This is a genomic window from Microbacterium sp. C-MGS6 (assembly GCF_058140415.1).
Genome location: NZ_CM176934.1, coordinates 1,740,124 through 1,757,986, shown reverse-complemented (window position 1 = coordinate 1,757,986; position 17,863 = coordinate 1,740,124). Strand labels below are relative to the sequence as shown.

Annotated in this window: 17 protein-coding genes and 1 tRNA gene; 5 read left to right on the top strand and 13 right to left on the bottom strand. The window is 70.0% G+C overall.

From position 1 onward, the window contains the following. Positions 1-4: 4 nt before the first annotated feature. From AC3B5L_RS08470 to AC3B5L_RS08435, 8 genes are read right to left on the bottom strand one after another with little or no spacing between them, the layout of a single operon-like run. Positions 5-2,479, bottom strand: a complete 2,475-nt coding sequence (locus AC3B5L_RS08470; RefSeq protein ID WP_187661463.1) for a DEAD/DEAH box helicase — start codon at positions 2,477-2,479, stop codon at positions 5-7. After that, the gene (gene tatC / locus AC3B5L_RS08465) at positions 2,476-3,234 is read right to left on the bottom strand and encodes a twin-arginine translocase subunit TatC (RefSeq protein ID WP_259951710.1); all 759 of its coding nucleotides are present in this window, start codon (positions 3,232-3,234) and stop codon (positions 2,476-2,478) included. The genes AC3B5L_RS08470 and tatC overlap by 4 nt, the downstream gene beginning before the upstream one ends. Positions 3,235-3,290: 56 nt before the next feature. Continuing rightward, positions 3,291-3,527 (bottom strand): Sec-independent protein translocase subunit TatA, encoded by a 237-nt coding sequence (tatA, locus tag AC3B5L_RS08460; RefSeq protein WP_101845779.1) that lies wholly within the window; start codon positions 3,525-3,527, stop codon positions 3,291-3,293. Between the two features lie 45 nt (positions 3,528-3,572). After that, complete coding sequence (locus AC3B5L_RS08455) at positions 3,573-4,556, bottom strand: helix-turn-helix transcriptional regulator (RefSeq protein ID WP_259951530.1); 984 nt, start codon at positions 4,554-4,556, stop codon at positions 3,573-3,575. Continuing rightward, positions 4,553-5,545 (bottom strand): helix-turn-helix transcriptional regulator, encoded by a 993-nt coding sequence (locus AC3B5L_RS08450; RefSeq protein ID WP_187661461.1) that lies wholly within the window; start codon positions 5,543-5,545, stop codon positions 4,553-4,555. Before AC3B5L_RS08450 ends, AC3B5L_RS08455 begins: the two co-directional genes overlap by 4 nt. Next, positions 5,545-6,477: an FKBP-type peptidyl-prolyl cis-trans isomerase gene (locus tag AC3B5L_RS08445; RefSeq protein WP_259951531.1), complete on the bottom strand. Its 933-nt coding sequence runs from the start codon at positions 6,475-6,477 to the stop codon at positions 5,545-5,547. The genes AC3B5L_RS08450 and AC3B5L_RS08445 overlap by 1 nt, the downstream gene beginning before the upstream one ends. Positions 6,478-6,487: 10 nt before the next feature. Continuing rightward, positions 6,488-7,507, bottom strand: coding sequence for a tRNA (adenine-N1)-methyltransferase (locus AC3B5L_RS08440; RefSeq protein WP_259951532.1), 1,020 nt, complete (start codon positions 7,505-7,507; stop codon positions 6,488-6,490). Further along, the gene (locus AC3B5L_RS08435) at positions 7,504-8,187 is read right to left on the bottom strand and encodes an HAD family hydrolase (protein ID WP_259951533.1); all 684 of its coding nucleotides are present in this window, start codon (positions 8,185-8,187) and stop codon (positions 7,504-7,506) included. The genes AC3B5L_RS08440 and AC3B5L_RS08435 overlap by 4 nt, the downstream gene beginning before the upstream one ends. Positions 8,188-8,275: 88 nt before the next feature. Here AC3B5L_RS08435 and AC3B5L_RS08430 point away from each other — a divergent pair, with 88 nt between their 5' ends. Then, positions 8,276-9,124 (top strand): PAC2 family protein, encoded by an 849-nt coding sequence (locus AC3B5L_RS08430; protein WP_060922601.1) that lies wholly within the window; start codon positions 8,276-8,278, stop codon positions 9,122-9,124. Positions 9,125-9,136: 12 nt separating this feature from the next. Here the strand turns inward: AC3B5L_RS08430 and AC3B5L_RS08425 are convergent, their stop codons facing one another. Together AC3B5L_RS08425 and AC3B5L_RS08420 are read right to left on the bottom strand one after the other, a co-directional pair. Then, positions 9,137-9,967, bottom strand: coding sequence for an undecaprenyl-diphosphate phosphatase (locus AC3B5L_RS08425; protein WP_280565431.1), 831 nt, complete (start codon positions 9,965-9,967; stop codon positions 9,137-9,139). A 47-nt stretch (positions 9,968-10,014) separates the two neighbouring features. Continuing rightward, positions 10,015-11,310, bottom strand: a complete 1,296-nt coding sequence (locus AC3B5L_RS08420; RefSeq protein WP_187664056.1) for a M20/M25/M40 family metallo-hydrolase — start codon at positions 11,308-11,310, stop codon at positions 10,015-10,017. A gap of 113 nt (positions 11,311-11,423) precedes the next feature. Between AC3B5L_RS08420 and AC3B5L_RS08415 the strand changes: the two genes are divergently transcribed. After that, a tRNA-Leu gene (locus AC3B5L_RS08415) sits at positions 11,424-11,506 on the top strand. 102 nt (positions 11,507-11,608) lie between these two features. Here the strand turns inward: AC3B5L_RS08415 and AC3B5L_RS08410 are convergent. Both AC3B5L_RS08410 and AC3B5L_RS08405 read right to left on the bottom strand, forming a co-directional pair. Then, a complete protein-coding gene (locus tag AC3B5L_RS08410; RefSeq protein ID WP_268776328.1) occupies positions 11,609-12,706 on the bottom strand; it encodes a VIT1/CCC1 transporter family protein in 1,098 nt (365 codons plus the stop codon). Positions 12,707-12,836: 130 nt separating this feature from the next. Then, entirely contained in the window at positions 12,837-14,579 is a 1,743-nt protein-coding gene (locus AC3B5L_RS08405) for a DEAD/DEAH box helicase (protein ID WP_490095638.1), read from the bottom strand. 146 nt (positions 14,580-14,725) lie between these two features. On the opposite strand from AC3B5L_RS08405, the gene AC3B5L_RS08400 reads away from it, so the two are divergent. Continuing rightward, the gene (locus tag AC3B5L_RS08400) at positions 14,726-15,553 is read left to right on the top strand and encodes an SGNH/GDSL hydrolase family protein (protein WP_259951537.1); all 828 of its coding nucleotides are present in this window, start codon (positions 14,726-14,728) and stop codon (positions 15,551-15,553) included. 9 nt (positions 15,554-15,562) lie between these two features. Here AC3B5L_RS08400 and AC3B5L_RS08395 read toward each other — a convergent pair whose 3' ends face one another. After that, positions 15,563-16,369, bottom strand: coding sequence for a TrmH family RNA methyltransferase (locus AC3B5L_RS08395; protein ID WP_490095637.1), 807 nt, complete (start codon positions 16,367-16,369; stop codon positions 15,563-15,565). Between the two features lie 65 nt (positions 16,370-16,434). Here AC3B5L_RS08395 and AC3B5L_RS08390 point away from each other — a divergent pair, with 65 nt between their 5' ends. Together AC3B5L_RS08390 and AC3B5L_RS08385 are read left to right on the top strand one after the other, a co-directional pair. Next, positions 16,435-17,274 carry a Sir2 family NAD-dependent protein deacetylase gene (locus AC3B5L_RS08390; protein WP_187664051.1) on the top strand — a complete coding sequence of 280 codons (840 nt, stop codon included), beginning with the start codon at positions 16,435-16,437 and terminating at the stop codon, positions 17,272-17,274. After that, on the top strand, positions 17,271-17,858 hold the full coding sequence (locus AC3B5L_RS08385; RefSeq protein WP_060922608.1) for a histidine phosphatase family protein: 588 nt from the start codon (positions 17,271-17,273) through the stop codon (positions 17,856-17,858). Before AC3B5L_RS08390 ends, AC3B5L_RS08385 begins: the two co-directional genes overlap by 4 nt. The last annotated feature ends 5 nt before the right edge of the window (positions 17,859-17,863 follow it).

Here is a 17,863-nt window from a genome sequence, read left to right as displayed (position 1 = left end):
GATCTCACATCGAGGAGTAGGCGACGATGCCACGGCGCACACCGTCGAGGGCTGCCCGGGCGGTGCGTGCGAGTGCGGCGTCCTCCGCGACGATGGACAGCTGATCGAGGAGATCGATGGTCTGCTTCGCCCACCGCACGAAATCACCGGCCGCCATGTCCGCGTCGATGAGCACGCGATCGAGCATGCCGCCCCGCGCCCACGCGTGCATCGCACCCGCGAGCCCCGCGGCCAGCGGCTCGCTTCCCGGCAGCTGGTGGTCCTGCTCCAGGTCGTCGAGCTCGGCCCACAACGCGGTCGTCTTCTCGTATGCCGCTCGGAAGGCACCCCGCGGGAGGCCCCGCTCCCCCGCGTTGGCTTCGTCCCGACGCGGCTCGTACACGAGGGAGCACGCCATCGCCGCGAGTGACGGGGCGTCCAGTCCCTTCCAGAGCCCCTGACGCAGCGACTCGGCCACGAGTAGATCGCGCTCACCGTAGATCCGCCGCATCGTGCGGCCGGCGTCGGTCAGGTGCATCCCGTCCTCATCGCGACGGACATAGTCCAGCGTCTCCAGCACCTCGACGACACGGTCGAAGACGCGAGCCACCGTTCCCGTCCTGGTCTCGATCTGACGCCGCGTACGGTCTGTCTGCCGCTTGAGCTTCCAGTAGCGCTCGGCCCAGCGAGCGTGCTTCTCGCGGTCGGGGCACCGATGGCACGGGTGGCGCTGCATCCGCGTGCGGAGCGTCTGGATGCGCTTCATCCGCTTGTCCCGGGCGGCACGGGGAGCCTGGGTGTCCTGTCGATTCTTCTTCTCGAGATCGCTCAGCTCGCGGCGGATGGCGGCGTACTCCGGGAAGTCGCCGTGCTCGCACGCCATCGCCGACTGGTAGCCGGCCAGCGACTCCTCGGCCTCCCGCACCTGTCGGGCCAGCCCGACCACCGCGCGGTCGGCCTGGAACTGGGCGAACGACGACTCCAGGATCTGCCGCGCCCTGGCCTGCCCGAACAGATCGATCAGGTTGACGGCCATGTTGTACGTCGGCCGGAAGCTGGAGTTGAGCGGGTAGGTCCGCCGCGACGCGAGGGCGGCGACGGCCTGCGGGTCCATGCCCTCGGTCCACTGCACGACCGCGTGCCCCTCGACATCGATGCCGCGGCGCCCGGCGCGGCCCGTGAGCTGCGTGTATTCGCCGGAGGTGATCGCGACGCGCGCCTCTCCGTTGAACTTCTCCATCTTCTCCAGCACGACCGTGCGCGCCGGCATGTTGATGCCGAGGGCCAGCGTCTCGGTCGCGAAGACGACTTTGAGCAGTTTGCGCCGGAACAGCTCTTCGACGACCTCCTTGAAGGCCGGGAGGAGGCCGGCATGGTGGGCGGCCACGCCCCGTTCGAGGTTGTCCAGCCACTCCCAGTAGCCGAGCACCCCGAGATCCTCGTCCTGCAGCGTGCGGGTGCGTTCCTCGACGAGGGCCCGGATCTCCGCGCGTTCCTCCGACGAGGTCAGGCGCAGGCCGGAGCGCCGCACCTGCTGCACTGCAGCATCGCAGCCCACGCGGCTGAAGATGAAGAAGATGGCGGGAAGGAGATTCGACCGTTCCAGCAGCTCGACCACGTCAGGGCGGTCCATGCGCTCGATCCGGTGCGCGTTCGCGGCGCGCACGGGGCGGCGGCCACCCCGGGGCGGTCGGGCGGCCTGGCGCCCGGCGTGGCGATTGCTGCGATACGACTGCGCCTGGCGGTTGCTCTCGTAGGTGGAACCCGTGAACGAACGGATGCGCATGAGCTCCTGGTTCACCTGGGCCGTGGCGATGCCCGCCCGGTCGTCGAAGAGCGGCAGCAGGTCGTCGCGTACGAGCACGTGCTGCTCCAGCGGCACCGGACGGATCTCGGAGACGATGACCTCGGTGTCTCCGCGCACGGTGTCGAGCCAGTCGCCGAACTCCTCGGCGTTCGACACGGTCGCGCTCAGCGAGACCAGCCGCACGCGGGGCGGGAGGTGGATGATGACCTCTTCCCACACGGCACCACGGAAGCGGTCGGCCAGATAGTGGACCTCGTCCATCACGACGTAGCGCAGGTCGCGCAGCGCCGCGGAGTCGGCATAGATCATGTTCCGCAGCACCTCGGTCGTCATGACCACGATGCGGGCGTTGCCGTTGATGTTCGTGTCGCCCGTCAGCAGACCGACGTCGTCCGCGCCGTAGACGTCGACGAGCTCACGGAACTTCTGATTCGAGAGCGCCTTCATCGGCGTGGTGTAGAAGGCTTTGTCCGTCGCGGTCTGCATCGCCAGGTGGATGGCGAACTCCCCCACGATCGTCTTCCCGGCACCCGTGGGGGCTGCCACGAGAACGCTGCGTCCGTTCTCCAGCGCGTGGCATCCGGCGAGCTGGAACGGGTCGAGCTGGAAGCGCTGGCGCGAGGCGAATGCTGCGGTCTCCGGGTGCGCCGCGCTCTCCTGCGCCTGCGCGTATCGCTCGGACGGCGAACTCATGGGGCGTCCGGGATGAGTCCGGCGGCGGTGTCCTGCTTGCGCTTGCGCCGGTCGAAGAGGAGGGATAGCCCTGCCGCTGCGAAGAAGAGGACGATGAGGATGCCGGCCAGCATCAGCATGCTCACGACGTCCGCCGCGGGCGTGGCCAGTGCGGCGAAGATCGTCGCGATGAGGATGGCCACCCGCCACCCCTTCAGGATCGCTCGGCCCGACATCACCCCTGCGAGGTTGAGCGCGACGAGGAAGACGGGGAGGACGAACGAGATGCCGATGACGATCATCAGCTTGAACACGAAGTCGTAGTACTCCTGTGCGGAGTAGAAGTTGGTGCCGCCCTCCGGGGTGAAGCTCCACATGAGCTCGATGACATGCGGCATGATCTGCACCCCGAGATAGCACCCCGCGAAGAACAGGGGCACCGCGGCGACGACGAAGCCGACCGTGTAGCGGATCTCCTTGCGGGTGAGACCGGGCATGATGAAAGCCCAGATCTGCCACAGCCAGACGGGTGCGGAGAGGAACAGGCCGATCGTGAGGGCGATGCGCATGCGCATGTCGAACGCGGACGTCACTGTCCCGAAGTTCAAGGCGCTGAAGTCATCACCGCGCTGTTCCGAGATGATGCGGATCGGACCGGTGATGAAGTGGATCACCGGATCTGCGATGAGGAACGCCACCACCATGCCGACGACGAGAGCGATCGCCGCGTACATGAGGCGCTTCCGCAGTTCGACGAGATGGGCTCCCAGCGACATCCGCCGATCTCGCTCCGCCGTCGGCGTCACGGCCGGTTCGATGGCTGCCACGGCCGTCAGGCGCGAGGCGGGGTCTCAGGGTCGGTGCCCGAGTCCTTCACCGTCGTGGGCTCCGCGGGTGCCGACTCGGCACGACTCGCGTCCTCTTCCTTCATGGCCTTCATCTCACCCTTGAAGACGCGGGCCGACTGGCCCATGCTCTTCGCGAGAGCCGGCAGCTTGGCAGCGCCGAAGAGAAGGAGGATAACGGCCAGCACGATGAGCAGGTGCCAGCCTTGCATTCCAGCGAACATATCGACAATCCCGTCGTAGGGGGGCTTTCCGCCCCAGTCTACAGATCAATCCTCGGCATCAGGCCGGTGGTAGAGCGCGAGTCCGGCGGCGGCCCACTCCCGTGTGGCAGCCCGTGCGATGCCCGGATCGGTGACCTCCATCGCGCCGCCGAAACGGGCCGCGAGCCGCTTGATGCTGCGAGGGTCCGCGAGGTGGAGGTGCGTCGTCACCATCCCATCACCCGTGCGGAGCGTCTCGGCGGGCACGAAACCGCTGAGCAGCGGCGCGAGGCGCTCCGGGACGCGGACGGTGACCTCGCGCTCCTCCTCCAGCCCGGCGAACGCCTCCGGCACCCGGTCGCCGCCGTGCGTGCTGGGGATGTCGGTGAGGGTGGGTGCGCTGACGCGGTCGAGGTGGAACGTGCGCATCGCCTCGCGCATATGGCACCAGCCCTGCAGGTACCACTGTCCGTTCGTGATGAGGATCTGCACCGGATCCACGGTGCGCGTGGTGGGCTCGGCGTCAGGGGCCTGGTAGGTGAACGAGACGGCCACCCCGTTCTGCAGGCCGCGGGCGACGACCTCACGCACCTCGTCCACCGCGGTCGGGGCGACGACGACATCAGCCGGCGCATCGGCGGCTCCCCGCGAGAGCTTCGAGATGAGGCCGGCGACGAGACCGGAGTCGGATACGGCCGGCACGGCGGCGACCATCTGCAGGCCGGCGAGCAGGGCCGCGGCCTCACGCGCCGTGAAGCGCGGGACGCGACGCAGGGCCACGTCGTTCGTGATCTCGATGACGTCCTCGAGATCGAGGAGATCCCAGTTGATGTCGAACATCTCCTGCGGCTGCTGCCAGTAGCCCGCCTCGCCGGGAAGGCCGATGACGGTCAGCTTCTCGACCATCGCCCGCATCTCCCGCGGGGTCACGCCGAACTCCTCGGCGGCCTCGGCGAGGGAGACCTGCCCGTGCTCGAGCAGGTACGGGACGAGCGTGAGGTAGAGACGCACGCGCTCTGCGGCGAGGAGGGGCTTGGGTGCGGCGCTCATGCGGGCACCTCCGTATCCGTGTGGGCCTCGACCACGGCGCGCAGGCGGCTGATCACCGCGTCCCTGAGCGATGCCGGCTCCACGACTCGGACCTCGGGTCCATAAGAGGCGAGCTCATCGGCCAGGATGTGCAGATCGACGAAGGGCACGTGGATGCCCTGGGCGGCGGGGGTCGCCCGTCGGCCCAGGCGCAGTGCGGCTTCGGTTCCGGGTGTGACCTCCAGCAACGCCGAGTTCTCCGCGGCGACGCGCTCGAGACCGCTCAGCGCCCGCTCCCCCGCGCCCTCGCGCAGCGCGGGGTCGAACGTCGTGGCACTGACCACGACCTCGCCGACGATGCGGCTCAGCAGGAACGTCCGGTCCTCTTCGATGTCGACGTCGACGCCGTACACGTGCCAGCGCGCCTCGTAGTCCACCAGTGCGAGCGGGCGGATACGACGCCGACGAGGGGCGTCCTCTCCCGGCTTCAGATAGTCGAAGGTGACCACTCTGCGGCGTTCGATCGCGTCCTGGAGCGGGCCGAAGGCGGCATCGCGTGCGGTGATGCGCGGCGCGAAGCCGATGATCGGCTCGTCGCCGTCGATGCCGAGGGCGCGGATCTTCCGCACTCCGGACTGCGCGTCTCCCGAGACGGACTCCGCGCTCCAGACACTTCCCGCGAGGCGCAGGACAGCCAGCTCCGCAGGGGAGAACTCGATGTCTCCTGGCAGGTCGTATTCCGCCTGCGGGATGCGGTACCTGGCCTCGCGGAGGTCGTTCGGGTCCGCGGCGTCGCCGATCGTCTCGATCGGGACGCCGAGCGCACGGAGCTCGTCCTTGTCCCGTTCGAACATCTTCTCCAGGGCATCCGAGCGTGTCCCGGCATCCGCGCGCTGGCGATAGCCGGAGACGTTGTCGAGGATCTGCTGCTTGGTGAGCCCGATCTCCGTCGCCATCAGCGCCACGACGAGGTTCGTCAGGCGCTCTTCGGCAGGGATCCGGGCAGCCATCAGGGTGCGGAGACCGGGGACACGCCGAGGATGTCGACCACGACGGCCATCGCGGAGGAGGTCTCGGTCTTGGGGAGCACGACGAGGACCTGGGAGCCGACGGGCTGCCCGACGAGCGCGTCAGCCACCGGCGCCGCGATCTGTCGGATGCCGTCGGTGGCGGACTGTCCCCAGGTGCTCTGCAGGACGGACTTGTCGTCCCAGCTCACCGCGGTGAAGTGGACGAGCGGCGTCTGGTCCGCGGTCAGCTTCTCGCCGTCTCCACGGATCAGCGTCTGGACGACCTGCTCGTCCGGGGCGGCGCTGTCGGGGATGATGATGCCCGGGGTGCCGTCATCGGCGCGCACGACGGTCGGCATCCCCTTCGCGTCGTTGAACTGCAGGGTGCCCTCTGCCTTCGGGAGGAAGGCGTCGACGACGTCGATGACGAACACCGCGATGTCGTCCTGGCCCATGCCGAAGCCGCTGAGGTTCGCCTCGCCGAAGTCTTCCGGGGTCAGACCCGCCACGATGCGGGTGCCGCCGGTCGCGCACTCCATGGCGTCGGCGAGCCCGGGAGACTGTGTGGCCCAGGAGCCGATCGTCGACGCGCGGGTGCTCTCCTCGTCGTACGTCGTCTGGAAGATCTGCTCGCCGGTCGCACCGTTGTAGATGGAGATCTGGGCGATGAGCGGCTGGGCGTCGTCGACGAGCGCACGACCGTCCCCCGTCACGACGTCGGCGTAGGACGTCTCCGTCAGGCGGACGGGCGCGAAGATCTCGACCTCCGGCTCGGACCCGACGTCGCCGGTGACGGTGACGGCACTGTCGATGCCGTTGGCGTGCCCGTCGCGATCGCACGAGGCGTCAGCGGACGATGCGGTCACGCTGCACCCGGTCAGGGCGAGGGCGGCGAGGCTGAGAGAGGCCAGAACGGCGGACGTTTTACGCACGCGCTCCAGTCTATTCCGTCGTGTGCTCGGATTCGCGCGATGCCGCGGCCAACCGCGCGCCTTCGGCCGCCTTCCCGGCCTCCCTGGCACGTTTGCGGAGGTTCTTGTCCGTGATCTCGCGATCACCCACCGCGCCCGGCGTCCACAGTTCGACGTCCTCGTCGCCGTAGCTGCTCTTCGAGGCGCGACGCTTCACCGACGGAGCCACGGCGCCGGGAGCGAGCCGGCGAGCCGTGAGCAGGAAGCCGGTGTGCGCGACCATGCGGTGGTCCGGCCGGACGGCGAGCCCCTCCACGTGCCAGCCGCGCACCATCGTCTCGGATGCCTCCGGGTCGGTGAAGAGGCCGGTGCCCCGGATGAACTCGGCAACGCGGGAGAGCTGTGTGGCAGTGGCGATGTAGCAGAGCACGACACCGCCGGGGGTCAGCGCGTCCGCGACCGCCTCGATGCACTCCCACGGCGCGAGCATGTCGAGGACGACCCGGTCGACGGTGCCGGGCTCGACTTCCTCGGGCAGCGCGGCGACGAGGTCTCCGACGACGACCCGCCAGGAGTCGGGGCGCTCCCCGAAGAAGGTCTCGACGTTCGCCTGGGCGACCTCGGCGAAATCCTCGCGGCGTTCGAAGGAGAGCAGGCGTCCGGCAGAGCCGACGGCTCGCAGCAGCGACAGCGACAGGGCGCCCGAACCGACTCCGGCCTCGACCACGGTGGCGCCGGGGAAGATGTCGGCCTGCATGACGATCTGCGCCGCGTCCTTCGGGTAGACGATCGCGGCACCGCGGGGCATCGACATCGCGAAGTCCCGCAGCAGCGGCCGCAGCGCCAGGTACTCGTGCCCGGAGCTGTTCGCCACGACCGAGCCATCGGGGAGCCCGATGAGGTCTCGGTGCCGGAGGACCCCGTGGTGCGTGTGCAGCTCGCCGTCTTCGCGGAGCGTCACGGTGTGCAGGCGACCCTTCGGGCCGGTGAGCTGCACGCGGTCGCCCTCACGGAAGGGGCCGCTGGGGCGCGGGGCGGATGTGGTCGTCATCGGGTGGCCTCCGTGATCGCGGCGCGGGAGCCGAAGAGCTCCACGAGGTCGGCGGCACCACGGCCGTCGAGGGTCGGCCACAGCTCATGGGCACCGAGGCCGTCGAGCGGGACGATGTGGGGCACGCCGAGCGTCAGAGCGCCGGAGGCGAGGCCCGCGCGGAGACCGGTCGGGGAATCCTCGATGACCACGACCTCGGCGATGTCGACGTCGAGGAGCGCGGCGGCCTGGAGGTACGGCTCCGGGTGCGGCTTGGGGTTGTCGACGTCGTCTCCGGCGACGACGATGTCGAAGGCCTCGAACTCGATCAGCCCGACCACGTCGAGAGCCATCCGGCGCAGCGACATCGTCACCAGCCCGGTCGGGATGCCGGCGGCACGGAGGTCGCGGAGAAGCTCCTGGGCGCCGGGCCGGAAGGGCACGCCCTGGGCCCGCAGCGACTCCTGCACGGCACTCGTCAGATGGGAGACGATCGCCTCCGGGGCCATGTCGACCCCCGCGCCCTGGAGGATGATCGCGCTGTCGATGAGGCCGCTGCCCACGAGCTGCAGGGCGTCCTCATGGGACCACCTGCCGCCGAACGACTCCACCAGCGCGGTCTCGGCCGCCATCCAATACGGCTCGGTGTCGACCAGTGTTCCATCCATGTCCCAGAGGACCGCGCGGGGCTTGTTGCTCACTGAACCCATGCTAGCCGGGCCCGCCCACATCCCCTCGACGCGGGCTAGCCTGGGGGGATCGAATCCTCGACCTCGAAGGGAGCACGGCATGGACGTTCTCGGTTCACGCATCATCATCGCCGCCTTCGACGGCTGGAACGACGCCGGTGAGGCCGCGACCGGAGCCGTCGGCGCGCTACAGGCGGCGGGCGGCTACGACCTCGTGCACTCGGTCGATCCGGAACTCTACTTCGACTACCAGTACACCCGGCCGGCGACCCGACTCGATGCCGAGGGACGCCGTCAGATGACGTGGCCCGAGGCCGGGCTGTGGCGCCCGCGTGATCCGGGCCCCGGCCCCGAGTTCTGGCTGCTCACCGGTGCCGAGCCCGCGCGCACCTGGCAGGCGTTCGCGTCCGAGTTCATCGATGTCGCCCTGCGCGACGACATCACCGGCTTCGTGACCCTCGGCGCCATGCTCTCCGACGTCCCGCACACCCGCCCGATCTCGATCTTCGCGTCGAGCCAGAACGAGCAGGTCCGCGAGGCACACGCCCTGGAGCGGTCGGTGTACGAGGGCCCCGTCGGCATCCTCACCGTGCTCGAGCACTTCGCCGAGAACGCGGGGATCCCCTCCGTGAGCCTCTGGGCGAGCGTCCCGCACTACGTCGCCTCGGCCGCCCCGTCGCCGAAGGTCACCCTCGCGCTCCTCGACCGGCTCGAGGAGCTGACCGGTGTGGACGTGGACCGCCGGCACCTCCGTACGGAAGCCGCGGCCTGGGAGGCGTCGATCGATGCCGCCGCGTCCGAGGACGAGGACATGGCGGAGTACATCCGGCAGCTGGAGCGCACGCGCGACACGTGGGACTCCCCCGACGCCTCGGGAGACGCGATCGCCCAGGCCTTCGAGCGCTATCTGCGGCGCCGCGACGACGGCCGCGGCGACCGCAAGCGCTGAACGGCGCGCGCCTCAGGCCGAGGCGGGGATGACGCCCATCGCGAGCAGCACGAGCAGCACGCCGCCGAGCAGGATCCGGTACATCACGAACGGCAGGAAGCTGCGCTTCGAGATCCAGTTCATGAAGAACGCGATCACACCCAGTGCGACGACGAAGGCGACGCCCGTGGCGGCCACCGTGTCGCCGAGCGAGAAGAAGGACGGCTCGCCCCAGCTCTTGAACAGCTGGTAGAAGCCGCTGCCGAACACGGCAGGGATGGCGAGCAGGAAGGCGTACCGGGCGGCGGCGGCGCGCTCGTAGCCGAGGAAGAGACCCATGGTGATCGTGCCGCCGGACCGCGAGACGCCGGGGATGAGGGCGAGTGCCTGGGCGAGCCCGAAGGCGATGCCGTGCGGGTAGGTCAGGTCGTCGAGCTTGCGGCGCTTGGCCCCGACGTGGTCGGCGATGCCCAGGAGGATGCCGAACACGATGAGCATGATCGACACGATCCAGAGTGACCGGAAGACGGTCTCGATCTGATCCTGGAAGAGCAGCCCGAGCAGCACGATCGGGATGCTGCCGATGATGATGAGCCAGCCCATGCGCGCGTCCGGATCGTTCCGCGGCACCTTGCCGGCGAGGGATCGGAACCACTGGGAGATGATGCGGACGATGTCCCGCCAGAAGAATACGACGACCGCGGCCTCGGTGCCGATCTGCGTGATGGCGGTGAACGCCGCGCCCGGATCTTCTCCGGACGGCAGGAACGTCCCGACGACACGCAGATGGGCGCTGGAGGAGATCGGCAGGAACTCGGTGAGACCCTGGACGATTCCCAGGATCAGTGCTTCGAGCAGGTGCATGGAGAGGCCTTCGTCTTTCGGGACGGCACGGAGCGCGTGGACGCCGCTCAGTACGTGCGCAGCAGATCGGCCAGCACCCGCTGACCGAAGACAAGTGAGTCTACGGGCACCCGCTCGTCGACTCCGTGGAACATCCCGGTGAAGTCGAGATCGGCCGGCAGACGCAGCGGGGCGAAGCCGTAACCGGTGATGCCGAGAGTGGCCAGCGCCTTGTTGTCGGTCCCGGCTCCCAGGAGGTACGGGATGACCGGTACGCCGGGGTCGTGCCGACCCAGGGCTGCCACCATCGCGTCGACGAGCTCCCCCGCGAACGGCGTCTCCATGCCGATGTCGCGCACCACGGTCTCGATCCGGATGTCGTCGCCGACGATGCGCTGGAGCTCGGCGAGCACGTCGTCCTCGGTCCCGGGGATCACCCGGACGTCGATCAGGGCCTCAGCGCGCTCCGGGATGACGTTGTGCTTGTAGCCGGCGGTGAGGGCCGTCGGGTTGGTCGTCGTGCGGAACGTCGACCGCAGGAAGGCTTCTGCCGGACCGGCCGCGGCGGCGAGGGCGTCGGGGTCGTCGGCGCTCCGGCCGCTCAACGCGCTCAGACCCTCGAGCAACGCCTCCGTGGTCGGCGTGAGCCGGACCGGCCACCGCGTGCGGCCGATGGCGGCCACCGCCTCGGCGAGCTTCGTGACGGCGTTGTCGTCGTGCAGGCGACTGCCGTGTCCCGCTCGGCCGGTGGCGACGAGGCGGATCCAGATCAGGGCCTTCTCCCCCACCTGCAGCAGGTACGCCCGGCGGTCGTCCACTGAGATCGAGTAGCCGCCGACCTCGCTGATGGCCGCCGTCGCGCCGACGAACCACTCCGGACGATCCTTCACGACGAGCGCGGAGCCCTCCACGCCGCCGTTCTCCTCATCGGCGAAGAAGGCCAGGATGAGGTCACGCTCCGGCTGCTCCCCCGCGCGCAGGATGTCCGCCACGGCGGTGAGGATCATCGCGTCCATGTTCTTCATGTCGACCGCGCCGCGGCCCCACAGCATGCCGTCCTGCACCGTGCCGGCGAACGGATCCACCGTCCAGTCCTCGGCGACCGCGGGAACGACGTCCAGGTGGCCGTGCACGACGAGAGCCGGCTTGGTGCGATCGCGCCCCGGGACACGTGCCATGACGTTCGTGCGCCGCGGGATGGGCTCGTAGTACTCGACCTCGAGTCCCAGCTCCTCCAGGTACGCGCCGACGTACTCGGCGGCTTCCCGCTCCCCCTTCGCGTTGCCGCCGCCGTAGTTGGAGGTGTCGAAGCGGATGAGGTCGCTCGCGACGCGGGCGACCTCCGGCAGGGAGGATTCGGTCATGGACTCAGGCTATCGAAACCGCGTGCCACGCCCGGGCGTCACGCTCGGTTCGAGACGCCTCCGAGAACGTGCTAATCTCATTCTTCGGTCGGCAACGATCAAATCCAACACCTGCGCGGGTGGCGGAATGGTAGACGCGCTAGCTTGAGGTGCTAGTGCCCGATAGGGCGTGGGGGTTCAAGTCCCCCTCCGCGCACAGAGAGCGAAGGCCCCGGATCCACGGATCCGGGGCCTTCGTCGTTTCCCGTGCGTCGCGGTGGGGCGCTGTGGTCCCGCACGCGGCGGGACCACAGCGCCGTCACACCGCGCCGACGCCGAAGAGCAGGCCCAGCGCGTAGGTCACCGCCGCCGCGCCGAACCCGATGGCGAGCTGCCGAAGGGCGCGACGGAGGGGCGGGCCACCGGAGAGCACGCCGACCATCGCTCCCGTGCTGAGCAGAGCGATGCCGACCAGCACGAGCGCGAGGACGATCGCCGCGGTGCCCTCCATGCCGAAGATCCACGGCAGGACGGGGATGATCGCGCCGGAGGCGAAGAGGAGGAAGCTGGAGATCGCGGCCGTCCAGTCGCTGCCGACGACCTCGTGGGCGTCCGCACCCTGGACGCTCACGGGCCCCGTGGCCGCCCGTCGGACACCCTCCTGCGCCGCCTGGACGATGCGGCGGGCCCTGGCCAGCGACTCGCCCTGGTCCATGCCGCGGGCGCGGTACACGAGCGCGAGCTCGTTCTCGTCGATGTCGAGGTCGGCGGCGGCCGCCGCCGCATCCTCGTTCGCCTCGGTCGCGGTGAGGAGTTCCCGCTGCGACCGCACCGACACGAACTCCCCCGCACCCATGGACAGCGCACCGGCGAGGAGCCCGGCGATGCCGCTGAACAGGACGAAGCCCGAGCTCACGCCGGTGGCGCCGATGCCGAGCACGAGCGCGAGGTTGCTGACCAGGCCGTCGTTCGCGCCGAAGACGGCAGCGCGGAAGGAACCGGAGAGGCGCCGACGCCCGCGTGCGGCGAGACCGCGGACGACCTCGTGGTGGACCTTCTCGTCTGCCCGCATGGCAGGGGTGGCCCAGCGCTCGGCGTCGTACGGAGAGCGGGCCTCGGCACTCTGGGCGAGGGCGAGGACGAAGATCGAGCCGAAGCGTCCGGCCATCCACCCCAGGAGGCGCGAGCGGACCCCCGCCCGCGGCAGGCGGGCCGGTTCTCCGCCCAGCAGATCGAGCCAGTGCTTCTCATGCCGGCGCTCGGCCTCGGCGAGCCCGAGCAGGATCGCCCGTTCCTCCCCGGACCGGCGGGACGCGAGGCGCTGGTACACGGCGCCCTCCGCCCGTTCCTCGACGAGATAGCGAGCCCAGCGCCGTCGATCGGCGGCCGTGGAATCGGCTGCGGCAGGGGCTGTCATGGAACCTCCAGGTGTCACCGTGCCCGGCGTCCGGGCAACCGTTCCACGCTATCCGCGCGGTGTCGCGCAGGCCGCGTCCTGGCACGGATTGCCAGCATTTCGGGGATCCGAAGCAGCGACCGGACCTCGCTCAGGAGCGGACGCGTTTGCGCAGCACCTCGATGCGGGACTGCAGCTGCGTCACGGTCGCCTGCGCCACCGCCGGTCCGCCGCAGATGCGACGGAGTTCGGCATGCACAGCACCGTGCGGCTGGCCCGACTGCCGCGCGTAGAGGCCCACCAGGCTGTTCAGGAGCTGGCGCTGTTCGCGCAGGGTGCGATGCAGCGGCGCAGGGAGCGTCGTCGTCTGCGTCGCCTCTGCCTGGGCCTCCCGCACCTCGCGGTGCCGGGACTGCCGCGCCTGCCGCTGCATGAGGAGCTCGTGGACGTGCTCGGGTTCGAGGAGACCCGGGAAGCCGATGAACTCCTCCTCCTCCGGCGTGTTCGGCTCCGCGAGCTGGCCGAACTCCTTGCCGTCGAACACCATGCGATCGAAGTGGGCGACGGAGGAGATCGCCTGGTAGCTGAACTCCTGGGTCAGCGCGTCGGAGGCCTCGTCCTCACGGTTCGCGCTCTCCAGCAGTGAATCCTCGAGGCCGTCGTCATCCTTGGACTGCCGATCCAGCGCGTGGTCGCGCTGCTTCTCCATCTCGTTCGCGAGCTTCATCAGCACGGGGACGTGCGGGAGGAAGACGCTCGCCGCCTCACCTCGACGACGGGCGCGGACGAAGCGACCGATGGCCTGGGCGAAGAACAGCGGAGTGGACGAGGAGGTCGCGTAGACGCCCACCGCGAGCCGCGGCACGTCGACGCCCTCCGACACCATGCGCACCGCGACCATCCACCGGGCGGTGCCTTCGGAGAACTTCTCGATCCGCTCGGAGGCGGTGGCGTCGTCGGACAGCACGATCGTCGGCTGCTCGCGCGTGATGCTGTGCAGGATCTTGGCGTAGGCCCTGGCGACGGTCTGATCCGTCGCCAGCACGAGTCCGCCGGCATCCGGGATGTGGTGTCTGATCTCGGTCAGACGGCGGTCGGCCGCCGAGAGCACCGCCGGCATCCAGTCGCCCTCGGGATCCAGCGCCGTGCGCCAGGCTTGCGACGTGACGTCCTTCGTGTTGTCCTGTCCCAGATGGGTCTCGAGCTCGTCGCCGGCACTCGTCCGCCACCGCATCTTCCCCGCGTACATGTGGAAGAGCACGGGGCGGACGACGCCGTCCGCGAGGGCACGCCCGTAGCCATAGGCGTAGTCGGTGCTGGAGACCCGTGCCCCGGACTCATCAGGGAGGTACTCCACGAAGGGGATCGGCGCCGTGTCGCTCCGGAACGGGGTCCCGGACAGCAGCAGCCGACGCTTCGCCGGCCCGTAGGCGTCGCGGATCGCGTCACCCCAGCTCAGCGCGTCGCCGCCGTGGTGCACCTCATCGAGGATGACCAGGGTCTTCGCGTCCTCCGTGAGGTGGCGGTGCACCGAGGACTTCGCCGCGACCTGCGCGTACGTGACCACGACGCCGTGATAGTGCCGCGCCGGTGCCCAGTCGCTGTTGCGGAAGCGCGGGTCGAGCCGGATGTGCACGCGGGCGGCGGCGTCGGCCCACTGGGTCTTGAGGTGCTCCGTCGGAGCCACGACGATGACCCGGTTCACCTCCCCCATGCGCATCAGCTCGACCGCGAGGGTGAGCGCGAAGGTGGTCTTGCCGGCGCCCGGTGTGGCGGCCACGAGGAAGTCGCGCTGGTCGGCCTGGAAGTACGCATCCAGAGCCTCCTGCTGCCATGCCCGCAGCTTGTTCGCCGTTCCCCACGGGGCGCGCTGAGGGAAGGACGGAGAGAGCATCGACTCCACGATAATCGCTCCCACCGACACCGGGGCATCCGCCGGGGCGCCGCGCGCGTCCTCCCTCGGGAGCGGCGGCACGGGTAGGCTCGATCACTGCGCGGCGGTCACCACCGTGCGCGCACGCGTTGGCGAAGGAGAGTCGGATGAGCGATCAGGAATCGACCAGGACCCCGTACGTCGCGAACGAGACCCCGCACCCGTGGCGACGGTTCGTCGCGATCGGCGACTCGTTCACGGAGGGCATCGGCGACCCGGACCCGGCGGCCCCGGGTGGACACCGCGGCTGGGCCGACCGCGTCGCGGAGGTGCTCGCCCAGCAGGTGGACGACTTCGCCTACGCCAACCTCGCCGTCCGAGGGAAGCTCATCGCGCAGATCGTCGCCGATCAGATCGAACCCGCCGTCGCGCTCCGCCCCGACCTCATCTCGATCTGCGCCGGCGGCAACGACGTCATCCGCCCCGGCACCGACCCGGACGCCATCGCCGCGCAGCTCGAAGACGCGGTGGCACGGCTGTCCTCTACCGGTGCAGCCGTGATCCTCTTCACGGGCATCGACACCGGATTCACGCCGGTGTTCCGTCCGTTCCGCGGCAAGGTCGCGATCTACAACGAGAACATCCGCGCGATCGCGGAGCGGCACGACTGCATCGTCGCGGACCAGTGGGCGCTGAAGGTCGTGCAGGACGCACGCTTCTTCGACGATGACCGCCTGCACTACAACGCCCTCGGCCACCACGAGGTCGCGCGGATGGTGCTCCGCGCCCTCAACGTGCCGAACGACCTCGAGGCCATGCAGCCGGAACCGCTGCCGCTGCGTACCTGGCGTGCCGCCCGCGGCGAAGACCTCGGCTGGGCGCGGGAGCACCTCGTGCCCTGGGTGCTCCGCCGTCTGCGGCACCAGTCGTCGGGGGATCACATCGCGGCGAAGCGCCCAGAGCCCTCTCCGGTCATCTTCCCCGGCAAGGAGTGACACGCGCCCTCACTCCGCGGGAGCGAGGGCCCACAGTGCCACGGCGGCCGCCGAGGCCACGTTGAGCGAATCCACGCCGCCGGCCATCGGGATCGTGACCACGGTGTCCGCGCTGTCGAGAGCAGTCGGCGTGAGTCCGTCTCCTTCGGCGCCGAGGAGCAGCGCCACCTTCTCCGGCCGCTGCGCTGCGTAGACCCGGAGATCCACCGCCGCGTCGCTGAGAGCGAGGGCGGCGATGTCGAAACCCTCGTCACGGAGGGCGCCCACGGCCGCATCCCAGTCGTCGATCCGGGTCCAGGGCACCTGGAAGACCGTGCCCATGCTCACCCGCACGCTCCGGCGGTACAGCGGGTCGGCGCAGCGCGGCGACACCAGCACCGCATCGGCCCCCAACCCGGCGGCGGCACGGAAGGCCGCACCGACGTTGGTGTGATCGCCGAGGTCCTCCAGCATCAGCACCAGACGTGCGTCGCGTACCACCTCCGCGACCGGCGCCAGAGTCGGGCGGTGCATCGCGGCGAGGGCCCCACGGTGCACCTGATAGCCGGTGACCTGTTCCGCGACCTCCTCCGGCACCACGAGCACCGGCACGCCGCGCTTCCCGATGATCCGGCCGACCTCGTCGACGCGCCGGGCCGAGACGAGCACCGATCGGGCTTCGTGTCCGGCGGTCAGCGCGCGCTCGATCACCTTGGCGGTCTCGGCGATGTAGAGTCCCTCCGCGGGCTCTCGCACGGCGCGGAGGGCGGTATCGGTGAGGCCGCGATAATCGTCCAGCCGCGGGTCGTCGATGTCGGTCACATGCTGGAGGTCCACCGCTCCACTCTGCCATCCCCGTTCTCGTCCGCCCCACGCCCCGTAGACTCGATCGAGGAGGTCCTGTGAGCGTGACGAACACCGCCGAGCCGTCGGCAGAGCTCTCCCACGCCGCCGACCTGCTGCGCGGCAAGCGGATCGCCCTCCTCACCGGAGCCGGCATCTCCACCGACTCGGGCATCCCCGCCTACCGCGGCGAGGGCGCGCGCACGCGCAGCAATCCCATGACGATCCAGACGTACCTCGGCGACGAGGCCGCGCGTCGTCGCTACTGGGTCGGCGGTCATCTCGGCTGGCGGGCGTTCGCGCAGGCGGCGCCCAATCCCGGCCATCGCGCCCTCGCGGAGATGGAGTCCAGAGGCGTCGTCTCGGGCGTCATCACGCAGAACGTCGACGGCCTGCACCTCCGCGCGGGAAGCTCACACGTCATCGAAGTGCACGGCACCATGCGCCGGGTGCTCTGCCTGCACTGCGGCCAGGTGTTCGATCGTCGCGACATCGCCGTGCAGATCGAGGAGCGCAATCCCTGGATCACCGTCCCCGAGAACGTGGCCCTGGCCCCGGACGGCGACGTGCTGCCGGAGAGCACCGAGGGCTTCCTCGTCCCGACCTGCACGGTCTGTGACGGCATGCTCAAGCCCGACGTGGTGTTCTTCGGCGAGTACGTGCCGCAGGACCGCTTCCGCGCCGCGGAGTCGCTGCTCCGCTCTAGCGATGCGCTCATCGTCGCCGGCTCCTCGCTCGTCGTGAATTCCGGCGTGCGCCTCGTGAACCGTGCGCGTCGGCGTGGCATCCCCCTGATCATCGTCAATCGCGAGCCGACCCGCGCGGACGCCTGGGCCGATGTCACCATCGCCGCCGGCACCAGCGACGTGCTCCCCGCCCTCCAGGAGATGCTCTCGTGACCTATCTCACTCTCATCCGCCACGGTCAGACCGACTGGAACCTCGCCCGCCGCATCCAGGGGTCGACCGACATCCCGCTGAACGAGACGGGGCGCGAGGACGCACGGTGGGCGGCGGAGAAGCTCGCCGGCACGACGCACCATGCCGTCTACACGAGCCCGCTCGTGCGAGCGAGCGAGACCGCCGGCATCATCGCGGAGCGCCTGGGGCTGGAGATCGCGGGCGTGGTCCCCGACATCCGGGAACGGGAGTTCGGCGACGGCGAGGGCATGCTCGTTCCCGACTACATCTCGACCTACGGCGACTGGCACGCGGAGGTGCCCGGGGCGGAATCGCTGCACGAGGTCGGCGTCCGTGCCATCGCCGCGCTGCACCGGATCGCACGGGACGCGCGACGGAGGTCGGCGCCGCAGGCCGAGTCCGTGCTGGTCGTGACCCACGGGGGCGTGATCCGCGCCGTCATCGACCACGTCTCCGGCGGCACGCTCCCCCGCGACGGTGAGGTGCTGCGCAACGGCTCCGCGCACCGGTTCGTCGCCGCACCCGGCTACCTCCGCCTGCTGGAGGAGACGCCCGTCCTCTGACGGGA

Bases quoted from the DNA above. Each gene is read 5' to 3' on its own strand.
- AC3B5L_RS08470 (WP_187661463.1), bottom strand. From the start codon at position 2,479: ATGAGTTCGCCGTCCGAGCGATACGCGCAGGCGCAGGAGAGCGCGGCG.
- tatC (WP_259951710.1), bottom strand. From the start codon at position 3,234: ATGTCGCTGGGAGCCCATCTCGTCGAACTGCGGAAGCGCCTCATGTAC.
- tatA (WP_101845779.1), bottom strand. From the start codon at position 3,527: ATGTTCGCTGGAATGCAAGGCTGGCACCTGCTCATCGTGCTGGCCGTT.
- AC3B5L_RS08455 (WP_259951530.1), bottom strand. From the start codon at position 4,556: ATGAGCGCCGCACCCAAGCCCCTCCTCGCCGCAGAGCGCGTGCGTCTC.
- AC3B5L_RS08450 (WP_187661461.1), bottom strand. From the start codon at position 5,545: ATGGCTGCCCGGATCCCTGCCGAAGAGCGCCTGACGAACCTCGTCGTG.
- AC3B5L_RS08440 (WP_259951532.1), bottom strand. From the start codon at position 7,507: ATGACGACCACATCCGCCCCGCGCCCCAGCGGCCCCTTCCGTGAGGGC.
- AC3B5L_RS08430 (WP_060922601.1), top strand. From the start codon at position 8,276: ATGGACGTTCTCGGTTCACGCATCATCATCGCCGCCTTCGACGGCTGG.
- AC3B5L_RS08425 (WP_280565431.1), bottom strand. From the start codon at position 9,967: ATGCACCTGCTCGAAGCACTGATCCTGGGAATCGTCCAGGGTCTCACC.
- AC3B5L_RS08420 (WP_187664056.1), bottom strand. From the start codon at position 11,310: ATGACCGAATCCTCCCTGCCGGAGGTCGCCCGCGTCGCGAGCGACCTC.
- AC3B5L_RS08410 (WP_268776328.1), bottom strand. From the start codon at position 12,706: ATGACAGCCCCTGCCGCAGCCGATTCCACGGCCGCCGATCGACGGCGC.
- AC3B5L_RS08405 (WP_490095638.1), bottom strand. From the start codon at position 14,579: ATGCTCTCTCCGTCCTTCCCTCAGCGCGCCCCGTGGGGAACGGCGAAC.
- AC3B5L_RS08400 (WP_259951537.1), top strand. From the start codon at position 14,726: ATGAGCGATCAGGAATCGACCAGGACCCCGTACGTCGCGAACGAGACC.